The sequence below is a fragment of the Pelosinus fermentans JBW45 genome, from assembly GCF_000271665.2.
Taxonomy (GTDB): domain Bacteria; phylum Bacillota; class Negativicutes; order DSM-13327; family DSM-13327; genus Pelosinus; species Pelosinus baikalensis.
This window is the reverse complement of the sequence record NZ_CP010978.1, coordinates 1,311,301-1,330,889: the sequence shown is the minus strand read 5'-3', so window position 1 is coordinate 1,330,889 and position 19,589 is coordinate 1,311,301. Positions and strand designations below refer to the sequence as shown.

Genomic DNA, 19,589 nt, shown 5'->3' with positions numbered 1-19,589 from the left:
TATGACATAAAACTTCATCATTTCAAAAAGAAATAACCTGAACTTCCAAAGGGAAGATCAGGTTATTTAGTATTTATCCTCATTCTTTTGGGGTATTTACCACATATACTTTTACTGGTTTTATGCCAAACTCAGTGGCTTTGTCCCGATTCATTATAGCAATATCAATGCGATTTCCTTTAATAGCGCCGCCAGTATCTTCCGCTACTGCATATTCACCATGACCATCCGGATATTCAACATATAAACGTGAACCCAAGGGAATCACCTTTGGATCTACAGCAACTACTCCTGGGCGAATAGTTGTTCCTAAATAGGTTTTGTCACCCCACTGATCGTTATCTAAAGGACCTGGAGAATAGGCAGTTGCTTTAATATCCAAAACTTTTTCATATTTACTAGGCGCATTACCTGATTGCTTTTTCTCGGTATCTGGCTTTGCTGTAGAATCCTCCTGTGGTTTTTGAAAATTACGTTCTGCTTTTTCTTGTTTATCTTTATTTCCTTCAAGAGCAGACGGTGAAGGGGCTCTCTTATGGTTTTGTTGATTGTCTGAACTCGGTCTTGTGGAAGCATCTTTTTCCTTAGAAGTTAAAGTATTTGATGGATGAGAAGGATTTGTCACGGGTGGATCAGCTTTATTAGCAGAATTCTTTGCTTTACCTTGATGGATTGGCGGCTGGGAAGTCCCTGTTAGGATTTTATTACTCTTAAGGTTTTGTCTAATCGTATGCTTTACTTCACTGCTACTCACTTTACCTTTCTTCCCTACCAGGCTTTTTGTTCGATTCTCATTTTCCATTTGTTGCGCACTGGCATCTCGAGTATTACCAATATTAGACTTAACAGCTGCTTGAGCAGTTGAAACGGGTATACCTGGTAATAATGCTGACGACATCAGAATAGCTCCTGCGAATGCCGCTGCAATGTGTTTATATCTTCTCTTAAAATGTACAATGCGCTTATGAGCCGTATGCTTCATCTGGACTGCCTCCTTTATGAGGTTATTATCCATAGTATTTACTGATTATTTTCTGGCATTCCAAGAATTTTCAGGAAAAAATACAGATGCTCCATTGATTATTTATAGAGCATCTGAGTCTTCTTACATTGGATTTACTTGTTGTATAAATTTTTTAAAAGCATTCATTCCTTGTTCATTTCTTTTAAAAACACCAGCATCCTCTAGAACACGCAAGAATTTGGCCGTTACTTCTTTTTTTATAATTTCCCCAATATTATCCTGATTTACCTGCTCTTTATACTTTTGCTGCAACTGTTCTCCCCAAAACCTATGATACTCTGCAATTTTGTTTTCTTTACCTAATACATACTTTTCTACTTCTTGCAACTCTGGAATAAGTCTTGCAGGCAAAACTGCTAATCCCATCACTTCAATTAAGCCAATATTCTCTTTTTTTATATGCTGCACATCGCTGTGAGGATGAAAAATTCCTAAGACATGTTCGTCACTGGTACGATTATTGCGTAATACAAGATCCAATTCCAGTACATCATACCGCTTTCTAGCTATGGGTGTAATCGTATTATGTGGCGTTTTTCCTGTATATGCATAAATATCTGCAGTTGGATCATCATATTCTCTCCAAGACTCTAGAATACAGTTAGCAGCAGCTACCAACTCCTCAGCCTTTTCACTTTTTAAACGAATAACAGACATGGGCCATTTCACAATTGCACCTTTCACATTGGGGAACAGCTGTAATGCAAAGAGATACTCATCCGCTGCTTTTGCCATAGCAAATTCATATCTGCCGCCTTGATAATGATCATGGGATAAAATAGATCCTCCTACAATTGGCAAGTCCGCATTAGAACCGACAAAATAATGCGGAAATTGCTCTACAAAAGATACCAACCGCAATAATCCTTGGCGATCAATCTTCATATCACGATGTTCTTTAGAAAGTACAATGCAATGCTCATTATAATAAACATAAGGTGAATATTGCAGATACCAGGGTTCGCCAGCCAAATTCAAATGAATCAAGCGATGATTAGAACGAGCAGGATGTCCGATTCGCCCTGCATAACCTTCATTTTCGACACATAATAAGCATTTCGGGTAGTTTGTGCTTTTGATTTCCTTTTCCTTCATAATATCTTTAGGGTTTTTCTCAGGTTTCGATAAGTTGATAGTAATGTCTAATATTCCATAATCCGTTTGAGATTGATAATTAATGTTTTTTGCAATCCGTTTGGTTTGGATATAATTACTATTTCTACTCAGCGCATAAAAGTAATCCGTTGCCTTTGCTGGATTCTGGTGATACTTTTCATAGAAACATCGATTAACCGTAGACGGCTTCGGCATAAAGCAATTTACGATATGACTTGATAAGATTTCTTTTTCATCAAATAAGTCTTCAATGACACCATTTTGCCACGCATAATCTACCAATTTTTCTAGCAAATCAGGTATTTTATCTTCATTTTCTGTTTTTTCAGGTACAATAAAATCATTTAGTCCCAGAAGATATAGTATTTGATTTCTTACATATATCTCATCTTCCTGCTCAATAAATTCTAATGCTATTGCATAATCAATTAATTGCTGGATTACTTGACAGATATTCATCTTGATCTCCTTATTTAGTCATTATAGCCCGCTGGATGATTTTGATGCCAATTCCAGGCATCTGCAATAATTTGCTGAATCAAAGTACGCTTCGGCTGCCAGCCTAGTATTTTTTTCGCCTTTGCCGCAGAAGCAATTAAAGTACTAGGATCGCCTGCTCTTCTCTCGCCAATTTTAATTGGAATAGGATGTTTGGTGACTGCCCTTGCTGCTTCAACAATTTCCTTAACCGAAAATCCCTGGCTGCTGCCAAGATTGAAAATATTGCTTTCACCTTGATTTCGCAAATAATCCATTGCTAAAATATGGGCTTCAATCAAATCTTCCACATGGATGTAATCACGAATGCAAGTACCGTCTTTTGTATGATAGTCCTCACCAAAAATCGTAATATACTCCCTTTTTCCTAATGCCACTTGCAGCACCAATGGTATCAAATGCGTTTCCGTACTGTGATCTTCGCCAATTTCCCCATTTGATCTTGCCCCTGCCACGTTGAAATAACGCAGCGATACATACTTCATGCCATAGGCATGATCGCACCATTTCATTAATTTTTCCATCGTCACCTTGGTTTCACCATAAGTATTCGTGGGGTTTGTTGGCATATCCTCCGTAATTGGAATTTGCTTAGGTTCGCCATAGGTAGCTGCTGTAGAAGAAAAGACAATATTTTTAACACCAAATTCATTCATAACTTCTAGCAGTACTTGTGTTCCATATACATTATTATCAAAATACTGAATTGGATTTGTCATAGATTCTCCAACAATGGAATTAGCCGCAAAATGAATGACGGTTTCAATCTTCTCTTTGGCAAATACACCTTGTAGAAATGTTTTTTCGCGAATATCCCCTTGGTAAAAAGCAGCCTGAGGGTGAAGTGCTTCTTTATGACCTGTTTGTAAATTGTCCACGACTACGACTTGGTAGCCCTGATCAATCATCTGATATACAGCATGTGAACCAATATAGCCTGCACCACCGAGAACTAAAATACTCATATTATAACCTCCCTGTTTATTTCTCTTGCTCCATCACCTATGCTTGCAATATAGAATGTCCCCCCATAACCAATCTGTTCTTCATATTTTTTCCCAACTACAATGATAAAGGAATCTGTAAGTTGTTTCTCAACAATTGCAATAGCACAGCTACCAAATCCTGCACCAGTCATACGCGCATCTACTAATAAGTCAGCGAATAACTCCTTTCGGATAGTTCGCCCACCCATGCCCTTTGGTATACTCTAATTCTTTCAACAGAAAACTCAAAAACTCCTTTTTCTGGAAAGTTTATTGAATACACACGAACGATATTATCAATCATTTTTTTAGGCAATCGCATTAGGTTCCGAAAGTAATCGCGCAAGGAAAGACACAAGTATCGCGACCATTCTTCTGGATACGATTTTCCTTTTTGCATAAAACTGCCCCTCTTATAAGCCACAGTATATCGTACTACAGCTTATAAGAGGGGGCAATTCATTTTGTATGGCTCTTAATCTTTGAGGACATTGTTCCTACTTCTACCCAACAATCTTTCATTATCTGCTATTATACAATTACCTTCTAAGTTGCCAATTTATAACTAGACTTTTATATCAATACCAGCCTTTTTTAATTTTTGCATATCTTCGTTACTAAGTTTTTGCCCTTCCTTAACTGTTACTCCTGCTTTTTTTGCCGCGGCTGCGAATTTAGCTTTATCTGCCTCGCTTATTTTGCTGACCATGCTAATTGAACTACTGCTTACTGATGATATGGACATAATTCAACTCTCTCCTTTGTTATGTATTTATATTTTATAATACCAATAAGACCTTTTAAATTCTTTAATCCTATTTAAAAGGAAAGATTGGACTATAACGCTAAGGACAATACTGGGAAAATATTGCATGTTATAAGCTGCAAACTCATAACTATCTAAGGATTACTTTGGCAAATTAACATTTCTAGATATCTCGTCTTTTTTATTGATTTTTTTCGTTATTTTTTCTACCACTACAAACAAAACGGGAATTAAGAATATCCCAATAGATGTAGCTACAAGCATACCGCCGACCACTGCTGTTCCCATAGAATTTCTGGCACCTGCGCCAGCACCAGTAGCAATCGCCAAGGGAACACAGCCGATAATAAAAGCTAATGAGGTCATAATGATAGGGCGTAACCGAATCTTTGCCGCTTCAATGGCGGCTTGAACGATACCCATACCATTATCCACCCGTATTTTAGCAAATTCTACAATTAATATGGCGTTCTTTGCTGCCAAACCAATGAGCATAACTAAAGCAATTTGCATATATACGCTATTATCCAAATTGCGCACATACTGAAATAGAAATGCGCCAAATATTCCTGTTGGAACGGTAAGTAAAACTGCAAAAGGAACACTCCAACTTTCGTAAAGCGCAGCTAAACATAAAAATGCAAATGTAATAGCCATGCCAAATATGATGGGGGTCCGATTACCTGAAACTTTTTCTTCTCGACTTTGGCCAGACCATTCATATGAATAACCACTAGGTAATGTCTTGGCAACTTCCTCTAGGGCAGTCATCGTCTGACCGGAACTATACCCCGATGCCTGTGTTACGTTGATTTGAACTGCCTTGACACCATTATATCTTGTAATAGTTGCAGGAGCATTGATATTCTTAGGTTTTAACAGAGTATTCAATGGCACCATGGTACCATTAGAGCTTTTTACAAACAGATATCGTGTCGCATTAATATCTTTGCGAAAGCTTTGTTCTGCTTGTACGATAACCTTATAACTACGACCAAACTCATTAAAATCATTCACCTGAGATCCGCCAAGAAATACTTGTAAGGCAGTAAATACATCGTCCACTTCGACGCCCATATTCTCAGCTTTGTCCCGATCAACCTCGAATTCATAGCCCGGAGTATCGGCGTTAAAATTGGAGATAATTGACCCAACCTCAGGACGTTGCTTCGCTGCAGCGATAAAATCCTTCGCTACACGATCCAAGTCTGTTAATGCACCTCCGCTTTGGTCTTCCAACATTAAGGTCAATCCACCTACATTTCCAAGTCCTGGAAGGGATGGAGGAGCAAAAGCAATTACTGTTCCTTCAGGCAAATGAGCGCCACTCCCAAAGGTTTGGCCAATTTGTGGCCCTACTGCTAACATAGGGCTATTGCGCTTCTCCCACGTGTCCAATGAAACAAACATGGCTCCTGCACTGGACTTAATTCCCCCACCCAATAAATCTAGCCCATTTATGGACATCACATCTAAAACTCCTGCTTGAGATCCAACCTTGCTTCTAAGGTCTTTCATCACCGTCTTTGTACGATTTAGACTCGATGCCTCAGGTAAAGAAAGAGTTGTGATGTAGTATCCTTGATCCTCATCAGGCACAAAAGAAGTAGGAACTAATTTATATAGTCCTCCAATTGAAATGCCTAAAATAACTAATAGAACCATACATAAGCGTGCTTTAGCAATGATAGTCGTCAATCCATTCCCGTATTTTTCAATATTATCTTCAAACCAGTGATTGAACTTTTCAAAAAATTTACCCATAAGTCCACTATGAGCATTGGGATCATGGGGCTTTAATAATAATATGCAAAGTGCCGGCGTAAGGGACAAAGCGACAATCGCGGATAAAGCCATTGATACCGCAATGGTTAAGGCAAATTGCTTGTATAGAATCCCCATCATACCGCCAAAAAATGCTACAGGAATAAATACGGAAGCTAATACAAAGGCAATTGCGATTACGGGTCCGGAAACTTCATTCATCGCCCGCTTAGTAGCTTCTAATGGCGTAAGTCCTGAGTATCGCATGTGGTGTTCGACTGCCTCAATAACAACAATCGCATCATCCACTACAAGACCAATCGCAAGTACCATCGCAAATAAGGTTAATGTGTTAATTGTAAACCCTAATGCAATAAAAGCTCCAAATGTCCCTATTAAGGATACTGGAATCGCTAGCATAGGAATTAATGTGGCACGCCAGCTCTGTAAGAAAAGAAATACAACAATTAAAACCAGTAACATTGCTTCAGCGAGAGTTTTAACAACTTCAATCATCGATGCCTTAACAAATTTAGTACTGTCCACAACAACGTTATATTGTAATCCAACAGGAAATTTCTTTGATGCATTCTCAAGAACCGTCTTTACGTTGCCGATCGTTTCCAGAGAATTTGCATCACTTGTTAATTTAACCGCAAAGCCAGTGCTAATATGATCATTCACCATGATGTCATAACTATACGATTTGCTGCCTAATTCCACTCGAGCTATATCTTTGATACGAATAAACGAGCCGTCTCCTTTTGAGCTGACAATAATATTACCAAATTCTTTAGGGCTCGTTAAACGTCCTTTTACTCTAGTAGTATATTGAAACTCTTGCTGAGAATCAGCAGGCATTTCTCCCACAGCACCAGCAGGTGCTTGGACATTCTGCTTTGTAATAGCCTCCGTTACCTGATTTACTGAAATTCCCAGTTGTGCCATTTTTTCAGGCTGCAGCCATATTCGCATACTGTAATCAGAACCGAATTCCGAGACTTCCCCGACACCTTTGACGCGTTTTATATCATCCAAAAGATAAATACTTCCATAATTTTTCAAGAAATTTACATCATAAGTATCATTTGGCGACCAGAGATTAAAAATCAAGGACATATCCTGGGATGATTTTCGAGTCGTGACACCAACGGTCTGAACATCACTAGGCAATGATGAAGTTGCCTCTGATACTCGATTTTGCGTCTGTACAGCGGCAGTATCTGCATCAGTTCCAGACTCAAACTGAACACTTAACGAATAGGACCCTGAATCGGTACTCGTGGAAGACATATAGGTCATTCCTTCCACGCCATTGACTTGTTGTTCAATAACCTGAGCTACAGTCTGATCAATAACTTCCGCGTTCGCACCTTGATAGGTTGTACTAACCGAAACGGTTGGCGGAGATATTTGAGGATACTGAGCTATCGGTAAATTAAATGCAGCCATTACACCTATTATTGTTATTATCATTGATAAAACAATCGCAAAAACAGGGCGATTAATAAAGAAATTAGCCATTCAAGATCCCCCCTATTGCTTAGCCGGAATCTGCAATTCATCCGGTTGTACCATAATTACTGATAATGCAGATCCGTCTTTAACCTTATTAATACCCTCTACAATAATACGATCATTAATCGTCAAGCCATCTTTTACGATCCATAGATTTCCTGCCTTTTCTCCCAGCGTCACAATACGGCTTTCTGCCTTATTATCATCTGTTACAACAGAAACAAAGGTTTTATTTAATAATTTGGTTACCGCTCGCTGCGGGATTAGCAATGCTCCCTGATGCAACCCTCCCGGTGCTACGATTTTAGCAAACATACCAGGCATGAGTATGTTTTGGGGATTGTCAAAAGAAGCTTTTATCGTAATTGTCCCTGCTGCATCAGTAATGCCTTTATCAATTTGCTCAATATGACCTAGCAAAGGATATTCGCTGCCATTACTAAGAATAAGTTTAAGATTCTCTTTAAAACCACTTGGTAAGGTACCATTTCCCAAGTGGACAAGATCTAAGTATTCATTTTCACTCATACTGAATTGAACCCAAAGCGGGTCAACTGACGATAACGTGGCTAGTTTAGTTGATCCTGCTGTCACATAATCTCCAAGGCTTAAGTCATTTAAATCAATTCGGCCGTCAACAGGTGAGAGGATTAAAGTATCCTGTTCATCTTCTTGCGCCTGTTGTAAATTAGCCCGGTTGGCTTCCACTTCAGCAGCATCTTCTTCTGCTTGAGCAATCTGAGCGTCTAAGGTTTGCTGAGCAACACCATTAATAGCTGCTAATTGCCTGTATCTTTCCACATCTTTTTGGGTATTATTCAGTGTCGCTTGCGACTTACCCAGTGTTGCCCTGGCAGAATTCACCGCTGACCGATATTGCTTATTGTCAATGCGAAACAATGGCTGCCCCTTATAAACTGTATCGCCACCATTCACCATTTTCTCTACAATATTGCCAGACACTTTAGACATCACTTTTATTTCATTTTTAGATTTAACCTGCCCTACAAAATCGTAGTTAGTGGTAATATCTTGCTTCATTACCTGCATAGCTTTTACTTCTACTGTTTGGGACATTTGCATCGTTGGTTTGAGTGCCGAAATATAACGTACAGCACCAAGCGCTACCACAACGGCTAGAACGATGAGTCCAAAATACATTTTGCTGGAAAGTTTAACACTCACTTATATTCCTCCTAATTGGAAAATTCTCAAATTTAATACTTTCACTTCGTTAGATACCTTACTCCACTGACAAACCCATTGCCTTTTCTAACTTAGCTTTATTTGTATTATAGTCATATAGAGCCTGGATGAGGTCCTTTTTAGCGGTAGCAAGGGACAATACAGCATCCAGAAGATCAAGATTTGTACCTATTCCCACAGCATAACGAGCTTGCTGAATCATCAGGCTTTCTTGGGCATAATTCACCGATACCTTATTGGTATCAATCCGTTTTTCTGCTTCTTGCATGCTAAAATAGTATTGGCGAACATCCAACAATATTGAATCCTGTTCCTTCTCTGCCTGATCCCCCACCATATCAACATTATGCTGTGCTTGTTTAACTTTGGCATTGTTGATACCGGAATCGAATACATTAAATGAAGCCGTCAGTTTCACCGTCCAATTGTTGTTATCTAAACCAGGAGTATGGCTATCATTCCAACCTTCCTGAGCGGTAAAATCAACCGTAGGCAAATAACCGCTCTTAGCGATTTTTACACCAGAATGGGCACTGGCAACTTTCGCCTCATATTGAACAATTTCGGGTCGATGGTCCTTTGCATATTGAATGCACTCCTCAAGTGGCAGGGAATATTTTTCATATGTAAAGTCGTCCTTCAGTTGCAGTTCCGTGTGATGGGGTAACCCAATCGCATTATTAAGAGTAGCTACAGCATTATTGTAGTTGTTTTGGGCTATTATTAAGGTATCCTGAGCCTTTGCCAAATCAACCTGACTTGACAAAATATCCGTCTTAGCTACCAAACCTTGATCATACTTGACCTTTACTAAATTTAGATGATCTACATAGTTGTTTACTGTTTCCTGGTCTACTTGGACTTCATTACGATATTCTAGTACTGTAAAATAATCCTTAACAACATCTAGTTTAAGTTGCTGCTTGGTTGCAGCAATCTCAAGGTCCGCTACTTTTAGATCAAATTTGGCCTGATCAATTTCTCCTTCTAATTTACCACCAGAGTAAATAGGAAGAGTGAGCGTTACCTGGTTATCAAAATCGTTCGTGTATGTATCCCCAGATGATGTTGAAGTCTTGTAACGTTCACTTGTATGGTTGTAATCCACGGAAACCTTCTTATTTTTTTTTGTTTCCTCCAGAGCCCAATAAGACTTTTCTCTGGACGATTTCGCATATTTAATATCATGATTATTTTCCAATGCCATTTTTATGCTGTCATCTAGTGATAGCGTAACTGGGGCTGCAAACACAGATTGATTGGCTATCATTACTATAATGAGTGGAATTAGCCCAACAATCCATTGACGCTTTAATTTCATAAAGAACCTCCTAATTATCATAGTAAAATATAATCCTGACCTTCCCTCTAACTTTAAAAAATTCTCCTGTGCACATTTTATTGTTTTTTACCAAGCAGTACCTGTTCTTTTCTTACTTCCCTATAAAACAAGACTACAGCCAAAACTGTTGTCATAATGTCAGCCATTGGCTGAGCATAAATAACCCCCTTTAATCCTCCCCATGCATTAGCAATAATTAAAATTGGAATAAACAGTATTCCTTGTCTCGAAATAGAAAGCCAAAGTGAAGGAATCCCTTCTCCCATGGCCTGAAAACTAGTCGTCAGCAAAAACTGAATTCCTAAAAAGGGAATTGATAGTAGAATGACTTGCAAAAAGTTTTCTCCTAAATCCACTACCACAGGATCATTAATAAATACCTCGATTGTTCTTTTCCCCATCCAATAGAACAATAATGCAAAAATAGTTCCTATAGCAGTACCCCATAAGGCTGTAAAATTTATAATACTAATCATACGCTTCCTATTGTTTGCCGCATAGTTATAGCCGATAAGCGGCTGTACTCCCTGGCATAAACCAAATAACAGCATAATCGGAATCAAAACTACTCTACTTACTACTCCTAAAGCGGCCACAACATTATCCCCGTAATGTACGGCGAAATTATTCAAAATAATATTAGAAGTGCTCATTAACAGGGAATTGATAGACGCAGGAGTTCCGATTGAAAAAATGGCCTTCAGGATCGCCTTATTCAATACAAACTTTTTAAAAGAAATAGACAGTTGACTATCGTTTTTTACAAAATAGTAAATATAATAAGAAACTGAAATAATATTGGCAATAACAGTAGCAATGGCAGCACCTGTTACACCCATTCCCAGCCATAAAATGAAAATAGGATCAAGAGCTATATTGATGACCGTCCCAATCATCATTCCTGCCATTGCTTGCTTTGCCGCCCCTTCGGCACGAATAATCTGTCCTAGGGCAAAACTCGCTACAATAGCGGGAGATCCAACGGCAATAATCATTAAATAACCTTTAGCATACTCATATGTATTATCACTTGCTCCTGACAAGTGCAAGATCTGGGGCATAAATAGCAGGCCTGCCAGCATACAGATTACTCCTATTGCGAGGCTCCCATAAAAAGCAACGGACGCTGCTTGTTTTGCCTCTTCACCTTCCTTTTTTCCTAAAAGAATAGATATATAGCTGCCACCACCAACACCGAATAAACTGCCAAATGCCATAAGTAACAGAAAAACTGGCATAGTAATTGTAATAGCAGCTACCTGATTAGCATCATGTAGCTGTCCGACAAAAAAAGTCCCTGCCAAATTATAAACAATCATAACTAGCATTCCCATTATAGTCGGTAATGCTAAGCTTCCTACCGCCTTAGGGATTGACTGATTTTCAAAAATATCATTTTTCATTGCAACCTCCATTACTATTGCATAGAAATCCAGCTAAAAAAAGCAACTACTATTCCATATGTTTTATGTAGTGACATCCTCGCTATTTTTTACACTCTTCAATTAAGCGATAAAGTTCACGTCGGACAACTGTCCCGTAATATATTATACCGGACAATTGTCCGATAATCAATTGATATTTTCTTATAATAACAATTAATATTATTTACTGCACTCTTTGTCAAAACGTTATATTTACTCGATTTCGTATAAGGAGATTTTTAAATTAATCTTTAAAATATGTTATAATGATGAAACAAATCAAAAAATAATACTATTTTTCTGCAATAGCTTGGAATTATTTTCACGTGTTATAAATATAAATTAAGGAGGATTATTGCCATATGTCAGATGATATTAAAAAAAAAGACCAAATAAATACTCGTATCTTACAGACTGCTCATAAACTAATTTTCGAAAGCGGCGGAATATCTAACGTCAAGATGTACCAGATTGCTAAGAAAACAGGTATAGGGCAAGCTACTCTTTATCGTCGCTATAAGAGTATGGATGAGATTTTTCTAGACTTACTTATGGAGGATATCAAATTATTAAAAGCAGAAATAACAACTTTTATTGAAGATTCTAACAATTCTACTTTCAATCAAATAAAATTTTTCTTCGAGTGTTTTATTGAATTCAACGAAAAAGGATATCAATATTTTAAGAACTCTGCAATAATCAAGCCTTCCATGAATTATAATTATTATTCATCGCCCATTTACTCTTGGTTGGATCAAACATTACATAAATTACTTGAGAATCATCTAAACAAACAAAGTCCGATTTATTTAGAAATAAAATTTATTACGCATACTCTATTGACGATAATTGGTATTGAGGCTTACATCTTTCTACGTAATAATAAATATACTATAGAGCAGATAAAGAACAACTTATACACTATTTATTTAGAACCAATATGCAATCCTGTCCAAAACTAGCTATTTGAAGAACCTTAAGATCGAAATACCCTAGATCTCGAATACATCCCTTGGTTGTATAGTTTGTAAACAAATGGGAACGTAGGTTTTATCATTTGGTTTTCCGGGCCCAATATCAACATGTAAAAATTACCCACTGAGTAAATCACAAACAATCCTAATTATTTCTTTTTTTACCGAAGCTGGTAACAGAACTAATAAAAAAAAGCGCAAGCCTTACACTCAATAAAGTGTTTGCTTGCGCTTTTTTTTGATATCACTTTGCAAAGTTATTTACATGGCTCGCATGTCACAAGTATCATAAAATAAGCGATTTACTAAGTAAATTAGCTACCTTACAATGCCTTTCAATAATATCAAAGCTCTTTTTACATTTTGAATAAAGTGGAATTGTTTGAATGCAAAGGAATTCAATTTCGGCAAGAGATAATTTCTATTTAAGTTCTAGCTGAGCGATCAATTTAAAACGATTTATAATCGTTCCAGACCGTAGACAAAGGTACTTTCTCACTTCAGCATTATACCAAGTTGAATTGCTGCTTGGTACAATACCCATTAACTGAATAAATCTCTTTATTCGGTTACTTCTGAAAAATAAATTACACTTACAATATCGTTAGGTGATATCGATTTACAATATAAGGTTTCAAAGAATTTAATTAATTCCTCTGTAGTAGTGATACTGGGATTTTGATGTATTAAATCATCAGCAGTTAATTGAGAAAATTTCTTTATCAGTATCTTATCAATAATAGCTTGGTACAATTTTCTTCTCGGACTTAATTTTTTGCCAAAAGTGATCCAAACTAAAGAATTCTCCGCATAGACATCCCTTAAATCCCCTAGTCGAACGGTACAGTTCTTAACCCGATTCTGCAGCAGCTCCTCATGATGTGATGACTGAAAGTTTAATGCAAACATATTTTTCCTCCTTCATCTAAAAAAACTTGACTCACTTATTTCTCTTGATTACACTGAGCATTTCTTTTAAAAATGGCACTAAAAACTTATGTCTTTAGCGCCATTGCTTTGTTGATGAAATCTCAGCATCATCTTTGCTATTTATTTATTATAGTATATCATTCCTGCTCTACATCGTCCATAGCTATAAATCACAGCATTTGACTGAAAATTTACAAAGGCAGCAGGATTCTTTGCTTACTATTGTTTTTTGTAACATTCTATAGTAGTATTGTGTTGCTATATAGATTGTTTGCTATTGGATTAAACAGTATATTATCATTTTACTATACCTATCAAAATGAGGAGTAACCCTATGAATGTAAAAGAAGAACTTTTTGACTGGCTCTACAGTATTGTCATTGCCTTTACCTGCGCATTGCTCATTAATGCCTTTTTGTTCCACCCTACGAGAGTACAAGGCAGTTCTATGGAACCTACCTTGCAAAGCAATAACTATTTATTGGTTTCTAAAATACCTCATACCCTAGGTCAATTGCCTGAATATGGCGATATTATTATCATCGACAGCCGCGTGCAGCGAGAACGGACCTGGAAAGACGATTTAATCGATCCTATGCATACATATTTAACAATGACAAAACTGGTCACTGAGCCTGATCATCATGTATGGGTAAAAAGAGTCATTGGCAAGCCAGGCGATACGTTAGAATTCAAAGATCATAAAGTATATCGAAATGGAATGGCCTTGGATGAACCGTATACGAAAGAACCCATGAGCTATACTTCAGATACTAAGATAATCGTTCCGGAGAACCATGTATTTGTCATGGGCGATAATCGTAACAACAGCAGTGACAGTCGCTACATCGGCCCTGTGCCAAAGAATCAAGTTCTAGGCAAGGTTGTTTATAAACTATAAAAACGCTGTGCGTCCTTTTAAACATATAAAAACGGAAAAGGAACCACAAAGACGCAAAGGACACAAAGGGGTTTTATTTATTTTTTCGTGCACTCCTTTGTGTGCCGCGTTAGCGGCATTGTGCCTTTGTGGTTCATAATATCTCACCTTTTCCGCACCTAAAAACTTATACTTTCTATGCTTACAAAAAACATCATTTATTGTTAAGATAAATGATGTTTTTTTGTTATGCTGCGGCTTAGAGATAGATACTATCGCTGAACTTTTTTTTGCGTTATCTTTAACCACCAACTTGAGACATATTTCGTATCAAATTCGTCCCTTCTCGCTCATTGCCCCAAATATGATGAAGGGGCTTCCCTTGCAGCGCTTTTATAAACAGCTCAGCGACTTTACTGTCACTCGTACCACTGCGTAAGGCATGCTTAATATCAAATTCTTTGTTTGCAAGTAAACAAGGTTTAATTTTCCCATCGGCTGTCAAACGAATGCGGTTGCAGGTATGACAAAAATGCTCTGTCATAGGCGTAATAAAGCCAAATACGCCCATTGCCCGTGGCAGTCGATAATAATGGGCGGGTCCATTTCCCTTTATACTGAACGCTTTTTCCAACATACCATACCCTGCTGTATTAATGCTGTTTTTTATTGCCTTAATACTATATCCTGCTTTCACACCGCAGCGTCCAACAGGCATGTATTCAATAAATCGTACTGCAATAGGAAACTCATAGGTTTGTTTTATGAAATAAGACAGATCTTCCATGGAAAAAACTTCCGTCACAACTACATTTAGCTTAACGGGAGTCAAGCCAGCATTCATAGCACTTTCAATTCCTTGTAGTACATCTGACAATTGGCCGCCACCTGTAATACGGGAAAATTCTTTTGGATTAAGAGTGTCAATGCTGATATTTACTCGATCTAAACCAGCCTTTTTAAGCTGATAAGCTCTATCTGCAAGTAAGCTGCCGTTTGTTGTCATTGCCAAATCTGTAACCGTTTCTATTTCTCTAATAGCACGAATGAAATCCAATATTCCCTTGCGAATTAATGGCTCACCACCAGTAATACGGATCTTATTCACGCCATATTGTCCCAATATCCGAATGACACGAAGCAACTCTTCGTAAGACAATATTTCAGAGTGTTCAAGTAAAGGAACTCCTTCCGGGGGCATACAATAGCTGCAGCGAAAATTACAACGATCCGTAATGGAAATTCGCAAATAGTCAATGATACGACCAAAACTGTCCTGCATCTTTTTCACTCCTCTCACCGTTGAATTTTAACGGTTCTAACCTTTCTATTGTTAGGAACCTGAGAGGAAGCCATTATCCTCAAGAATTTCCGTAGCTTTTAAATATGTCTTTATCACTACATCCGGGCAGCGGGTCAAACGATTCCAAGGATCATTATTCATAATGTGCTGACAATCAATGCCGCCATACTCTTTGGCAAATGTTTCTTCAAACCATACTACCAATTCCTGAATCATCGTATTTAATTGATGATTTTCCCGCTCTTCCAGCTCGCCCCGACCTCCATATAAGCCTAATAAACAAACCGCCCCCGTTAAGGTTCCACAGTTTTTGCCGCTAAAGCCTAATCCACCAGCTAATCCCGTCATTGCTCGTATTAAATCAGGATTGTTTTTTTCCTGCTCTTCTAGCCCTAACATGATCATAATCTGACTACAGTGAAATCCTTGCATATGCAGCTTAGTTATACGAGCAGCTACATCCCCTGACATTAAAAATTCCCCCTTCCAAAAAAGCATCCTTATCTTCTACAGGTTGTTTCATTTACTAACTTTACCTGCCAACCAGATTTCCTTGTAGCGATGATATTCAAAGAACCATAATCTTGATTCATTCTAAAAAGGTTTGCCAAAGGCATTCCCAGTACATAGCACAGCAGCAACCGATTGACTCCAGCATGCCCGACAAGCAAAATAGTACCTGACGAAGAATTCATAATCTCATGAAACGCGTCAATCACACGCTTGTAACAATCAGCAAAACTTTCTCCCCCTGCCACTCGATAATAGCCAATATCAGCTCCACGTGCCTTAAACTCCTCCGGATATTCCTTCACAATATGGGAGAATGTACGCCCCTCCCAATTTCCCATATGTATCTCCCTAAGATCTTTTCGCACAATAACTGGAATAGCTTTGTTACCAGCTATTATCTGAGCTGTCTGCTGAGAACGCAAAAGATCACTACAGTATACCTTACCAATGTCTATATCTTTTAAGATTGTTTCTAAACATTGAGCTTGCTGTATGCCTTCCAGGCTTAATGGCAAATCGAGTTGGCCAATATACCTTCGCTGATTATCTTCAAACTTAATTTTTCCATGCCTAATCAAATACACCGTCCTGTTTTCCATCAGCTGTCTTTCAACTCCATAATTCTTCTTTTAGAGGCACTGGGGAAAAAAGTATCTTTACTGTAAATTATTTTTATACTTACGGAGAGCTGCCCCGCTTGTCTTGCCTGAACTAGCGCTGGCACACGATACAGTGCATCCCAAAGTGCACGCTCAGCAGCCTCATTAGACTGACCTAATAACCAAACAGAAACAGTCAATTGTGTTGCCTGCTGCAGGCTATCAACAGTAACTGTATAATCAATTACTCTATCCACCGCAAATATTTTTTCATCCAGATCCGACATGGTGAAAAATGTATCACTTTTGAGAAAAATCAGACCATCCTTTCTTTTGATGATCCGTTCTAATCTTTTAAGTATGGTACCACAAGAACAGGGATCAGGAAGAAACCTTGATAGATCCCCTGTCCGATAACGAATAAACGGCATTCCCTGTCTAGTCAGCGTAGTAAAAACAACTTCCCCTTCCTGCCCATCAGGTACTGGTATTCCTCTTTGATCAACGATTTCGAAATACAAATCCGCTTCCCGTAGATGATATCCCTTATGGGTTTCACAGTCTAGGCCGCCCCCCAAACCCATTTCAGTCATGCCATAGTGTTCAAATACCTGACAGCCCCACACGCGAACCAATTCTTGGATAATCGCGTCAGGCACATGATCCGTGCTGAGCAGTGCGCTCTTAAGCTGAATTGTTTTCTTTGTCATTTCACCATAGCGAGCTAATGCTAGTACTTGCGTGGGAATTCCAACTAAGGAGTCAATTCTTGCCTGTGTCATAAATTCTACTGTTTTAGGAATATTTTGCACAAGACCATGAAGAATAGGTACCATTCCTGCCCGCTCCAGTGCCTTAATCAGTAAATCACCAACACTGCCGACACGTTCACCTGGCAGCAAAATCAGAACCCGATCTCCCCTTTCCAAAAAAGTAGACATGCCTTGTTGAAAGAAATCAATCGTTAGTTCTTGATCAAAATCGGTAAAATATATGCGTTTGGCCTCACCTGTTGTCCCGGAACTATTTAATGTCACAATCCGGCTGATATCACTTTGGGATACACAGAGAAACTGCCGTGCCTGTTCTCTGATATGATCCGCAGTAGTAAAAGGAAATTGCTGCAGATCTTCCATACAATTTATTTCTTTGCTGACAAAATTTTTTAATAGCTTACGGTAAAAAGGACTGTTCCCGTAGGCCAACTTGATAGTTTGCCGTACTTTATGCAATTGATAGTGAGCAATTTGCTCTCGGGTTAAATTCGAGCCCACTCCCATTTTTTTTGCGTTCCAAGCCTCAAATAATTTGTTTTGTTGTACTGTTGCCCTCATTACTTACAGTCACCTCTTTAAGGGACGATAAAGAGGATTCCCCTGTTTATCCGTTAAGTTATAAGCACAGAAGGGGATTATTCGGCTGTCTGGGCTGACCACATGAATGAAACACTCTCTTAAACGATCCAGATCCAAATTCCAGACATCCTGAAATGCCATGCCCGATATGCAGAAGGAATACTTTTCCACACGATCTAAAAAAGCATCCATACTGCCAACGTTAATGTTGTCACCATATTTCTCCTCTTTATTGTCTGTCTCTCTCCTCTCTGCTTTTTGGGGCGCAGACCAGCGTTTAGCAACAAACGTGCGAGCTTTCCTTGCTTCCACAGCTGCTACTTGGGGCTGGCAGCATCCCTTTGAACCTGTATTTGACCACGCTTTTAATTCTCCATTATTCATTAATACAAAATTGCCATGAAAAGAACAATATGCATTTTCTCCCCTAGGGGGCCGAAAATCTTCTATCTGAAATTTTCCTCCGGTCTGCTTTACAATCTTGTTTATAACCTCTGGAATGGTAATCCGTTCTCTATCCGAAGGCTCTTGAGGATATCTGCCAAAATAGCTGACAGGCTGAAAATGAACGCCGCGTACTGTCGGCATTTGTTCAACAGCATATTGGATAATGGATCCGATATTTTGTGTATTCACGCCAGGAACTAATGTCGGCACAAGAACTACCCCTAACTGCAGCTTAGCACAATTAGTAATAGCCGCCTGCTTTTCTGCCAGCAAGGCCGTTCCTCGTAGCTTCTCATAAATTTCATCATTGGTTCCGTCAAACTGTAAAAATACACAGGATAATCCAGCTTCTTTTAGCCTTTTAACGTAGCTATAGTCCCTTGCCAGCCTTAGGCCATTGGTATTTACTTGAATAAAATCATATCCTAAACTTCGTCCTGAGGCTATTATTTCTGGCAGGTCATCCCTTAAGGTCGGCTCACCTCCAGATAACTGAATATTATAGGGACCGCCACTCTTTAATAATAGGCGATACCAGTTTTCAATTGTCGTTCTATCTGGATCACTTTCCTCGGAACCTGATGTGGCAAAACATATAGGACAGTGCAAATTACACCGCTTAGTAACTTCAAGCAGAACACAGCATGTGTGCTGACGATGGTCTGGGCACAAACCGCAATCAAAAGGGCAGCCTTGGCTAATATTGGTTGCACATACAGGCGGCCTAGAAGGAAGCTTGGCAACAGACCAGGATGTATAAGATGGCTGTCCCCGCCAAATTACAGTGCAAAAATCCCCGTGATCTTTACATGTTTTCTTTAGGTAAACATTATGACTTACTTCAACTCTTTTTGCCTTTATACGCTGCAGGCACTCCGGGCAAAGACTTTCCGTTATTCCTAATATAGTTTCCTTATCCTGCATATCTGTGCCGCCTTTCTAAG

18 protein-coding genes and 1 pseudogene are annotated in these 19,589 nt (G+C 38.6%); 2 read left to right on the top strand and 17 right to left on the bottom strand.

All coding sequences use genetic code 11. The features are described 5' to 3' along the window. Window positions 1-79: 79 nt before the first annotated feature. The 9 genes from JBW_RS05460 to JBW_RS05420 all read right to left on the bottom strand — a co-directional run bounded on the left by JBW_RS05460 (window position 80) and on the right by JBW_RS05420 (window position 11,623). Window positions 80-982 (bottom strand): 3D domain-containing protein, encoded by a 903-nt coding sequence (locus JBW_RS05460; RefSeq protein ID WP_007955852.1) that lies wholly within the window; start codon window positions 980-982, stop codon window positions 80-82. A 123-nt stretch (window positions 983-1,105) separates the two neighbouring features. Next, window positions 1,106-2,599 (bottom strand): UDP-glucose--hexose-1-phosphate uridylyltransferase, encoded by a 1,494-nt coding sequence (gene galT / locus JBW_RS05455; RefSeq protein ID WP_007955850.1) that lies wholly within the window; start codon window positions 2,597-2,599, stop codon window positions 1,106-1,108. Window positions 2,600-2,613: 14 nt separating this feature from the next. Beyond that, a complete protein-coding gene (galE, locus tag JBW_RS05450) occupies window positions 2,614-3,603 on the bottom strand; it encodes a UDP-glucose 4-epimerase GalE (RefSeq protein ID WP_007955848.1) in 990 nt (329 codons plus the stop codon). After that, window positions 3,600-3,833, bottom strand: a complete 234-nt coding sequence (locus tag JBW_RS24595) for a hypothetical protein (RefSeq protein WP_007955846.1) — start codon at window positions 3,831-3,833, stop codon at window positions 3,600-3,602. The genes galE and JBW_RS24595 overlap by 4 nt, the downstream gene beginning before the upstream one ends. A 356-nt stretch (window positions 3,834-4,189) precedes the next feature. Beyond that, the gene (locus JBW_RS05440; RefSeq protein ID WP_007955842.1) at window positions 4,190-4,369 is read right to left on the bottom strand and encodes a hypothetical protein; all 180 of its coding nucleotides are present in this window, start codon (window positions 4,367-4,369) and stop codon (window positions 4,190-4,192) included. Between the two features lie 162 nt (window positions 4,370-4,531). After that, a complete protein-coding gene (locus tag JBW_RS05435) occupies window positions 4,532-7,678 on the bottom strand; it encodes an efflux RND transporter permease subunit (protein ID WP_007955840.1) in 3,147 nt (1,048 codons plus the stop codon). A 12-nt stretch (window positions 7,679-7,690) separates the two neighbouring features. Further along, the gene (locus JBW_RS05430) at window positions 7,691-8,857 is read right to left on the bottom strand and encodes an efflux RND transporter periplasmic adaptor subunit (RefSeq protein WP_007955838.1); all 1,167 of its coding nucleotides are present in this window, start codon (window positions 8,855-8,857) and stop codon (window positions 7,691-7,693) included. 58 nt (window positions 8,858-8,915) lie between these two features. Further along, complete coding sequence (locus JBW_RS05425; protein WP_007955836.1) at window positions 8,916-10,199, bottom strand: TolC family protein; 1,284 nt, start codon at window positions 10,197-10,199, stop codon at window positions 8,916-8,918. 77 nt (window positions 10,200-10,276) lie between these two features. Beyond that, on the bottom strand, window positions 10,277-11,623 hold the full coding sequence (locus JBW_RS05420) for an MATE family efflux transporter (RefSeq protein WP_007955834.1): 1,347 nt from the start codon (window positions 11,621-11,623) through the stop codon (window positions 10,277-10,279). Between the two features lie 383 nt (window positions 11,624-12,006). On the opposite strand from JBW_RS05420, the gene JBW_RS05415 reads away from it, so the two are divergent. Continuing rightward, complete coding sequence (locus JBW_RS05415) at window positions 12,007-12,606, top strand: TetR/AcrR family transcriptional regulator (protein ID WP_007955833.1); 600 nt, start codon at window positions 12,007-12,009, stop codon at window positions 12,604-12,606. A gap of 4 nt (window positions 12,607-12,610) precedes the next feature. On the opposite strand, the pseudogene JBW_RS25620 reads toward JBW_RS05415, so the two are convergent. After that, window positions 12,611-12,768: pseudogene (locus JBW_RS25620) on the bottom strand (transposase); the annotation flags it as partial. 411 nt (window positions 12,769-13,179) lie between these two features. Then, a complete protein-coding gene (locus JBW_RS05410) occupies window positions 13,180-13,527 on the bottom strand; it encodes an ASCH domain-containing protein (RefSeq protein ID WP_007955831.1) in 348 nt (115 codons plus the stop codon). A 355-nt stretch (window positions 13,528-13,882) separates the two neighbouring features. Between JBW_RS05410 and lepB the strand changes: the two genes are divergently transcribed. Continuing rightward, complete coding sequence (gene lepB, locus JBW_RS05405; protein ID WP_007955829.1) at window positions 13,883-14,449, top strand: signal peptidase I; 567 nt, start codon at window positions 13,883-13,885, stop codon at window positions 14,447-14,449. Here the strand turns inward: lepB and JBW_RS05400 are convergent. The 6 genes from JBW_RS05400 to trsS are packed head-to-tail and all read right to left on the bottom strand — an operon-like array spanning window position 14,444 to window position 19,569. After that, complete coding sequence (locus JBW_RS05400) at window positions 14,444-14,737, bottom strand: hypothetical protein (protein ID WP_036680836.1); 294 nt, start codon at window positions 14,735-14,737, stop codon at window positions 14,444-14,446. The two genes, lepB and JBW_RS05400, sit on opposite strands and share 6 nt — an antisense overlap. Then, on the bottom strand, window positions 14,730-15,710 hold the full coding sequence (moaA, locus tag JBW_RS05395) for a GTP 3',8-cyclase MoaA (protein WP_007955827.1): 981 nt from the start codon (window positions 15,708-15,710) through the stop codon (window positions 14,730-14,732). Before moaA ends, JBW_RS05400 begins: the two co-directional genes overlap by 8 nt. Before the next feature lie 51 nt (window positions 15,711-15,761). After that, a complete protein-coding gene (locus tag JBW_RS05390; protein ID WP_007955825.1) occupies window positions 15,762-16,202 on the bottom strand; it encodes a DVU_1555 family C-GCAxxG-C-C protein in 441 nt (146 codons plus the stop codon). A gap of 29 nt (window positions 16,203-16,231) precedes the next feature. Beyond that, complete coding sequence (gene cobC, locus JBW_RS05385) at window positions 16,232-16,828, bottom strand: alpha-ribazole phosphatase (RefSeq protein WP_235334223.1); 597 nt, start codon at window positions 16,826-16,828, stop codon at window positions 16,232-16,234. A 14-nt stretch (window positions 16,829-16,842) separates the two neighbouring features. Then, window positions 16,843-18,177, bottom strand: a complete 1,335-nt coding sequence (locus JBW_RS05380; RefSeq protein WP_007955811.1) for a DVU_1553 family AMP-dependent CoA ligase — start codon at window positions 18,175-18,177, stop codon at window positions 16,843-16,845. A 9-nt stretch (window positions 18,178-18,186) separates the two neighbouring features. Then, entirely contained in the window at window positions 18,187-19,569 is a 1,383-nt protein-coding gene (gene trsS, locus JBW_RS05375) for a radical SAM (seleno)protein TrsS (RefSeq protein ID WP_007955809.1), read from the bottom strand. Window positions 19,570-19,589: the final 20 nt, after the last annotated feature.

Coding starts and splice junctions, on each gene's coding strand:
- trsS (WP_007955809.1), bottom strand. CDS start 19,569: ATGCAGGATAAGGAAACTATATTAGGAATAACGGAAAGTCTTTGCCCG.
- galT (WP_007955850.1), bottom strand. CDS start 2,599: ATGAATATCTGTCAAGTAATCCAGCAATTAATTGATTATGCAATAGCA.
- JBW_RS05425 (WP_007955836.1), bottom strand. CDS start 10,199: ATGAAATTAAAGCGTCAATGGATTGTTGGGCTAATTCCACTCATTATA.
- JBW_RS05410 (WP_007955831.1), bottom strand. CDS start 13,527: ATGTTTGCATTAAACTTTCAGTCATCACATCATGAGGAGCTGCTGCAG.
- moaA (WP_007955827.1), bottom strand. CDS start 15,710: ATGCAGGACAGTTTTGGTCGTATCATTGACTATTTGCGAATTTCCATT.
- JBW_RS05380 (WP_007955811.1), bottom strand. CDS start 18,177: ATGAGGGCAACAGTACAACAAAACAAATTATTTGAGGCTTGGAACGCA.
- lepB (WP_007955829.1), top strand. CDS start 13,883: ATGAATGTAAAAGAAGAACTTTTTGACTGGCTCTACAGTATTGTCATT.
- JBW_RS05390 (WP_007955825.1), bottom strand. CDS start 16,202: ATGTCAGGGGATGTAGCTGCTCGTATAACTAAGCTGCATATGCAAGGA.
- JBW_RS05420 (WP_007955834.1), bottom strand. CDS start 11,623: ATGAAAAATGATATTTTTGAAAATCAGTCAATCCCTAAGGCGGTAGGA.
- JBW_RS05440 (WP_007955842.1), bottom strand. CDS start 4,369: ATGTCCATATCATCAGTAAGCAGTAGTTCAATTAGCATGGTCAGCAAA.
- JBW_RS05460 (WP_007955852.1), bottom strand. CDS start 982: ATGAAGCATACGGCTCATAAGCGCATTGTACATTTTAAGAGAAGATAT.
- JBW_RS05435 (WP_007955840.1), bottom strand. CDS start 7,678: ATGGCTAATTTCTTTATTAATCGCCCTGTTTTTGCGATTGTTTTATCA.
- JBW_RS24595 (WP_007955846.1), bottom strand. CDS start 3,833: ATGGGTGGGCGAACTATCCGAAAGGAGTTATTCGCTGACTTATTAGTA.
- galE (WP_007955848.1), bottom strand. CDS start 3,603: ATGAGTATTTTAGTTCTCGGTGGTGCAGGCTATATTGGTTCACATGCT.
- JBW_RS05415 (WP_007955833.1), top strand. CDS start 12,007: ATGTCAGATGATATTAAAAAAAAAGACCAAATAAATACTCGTATCTTA.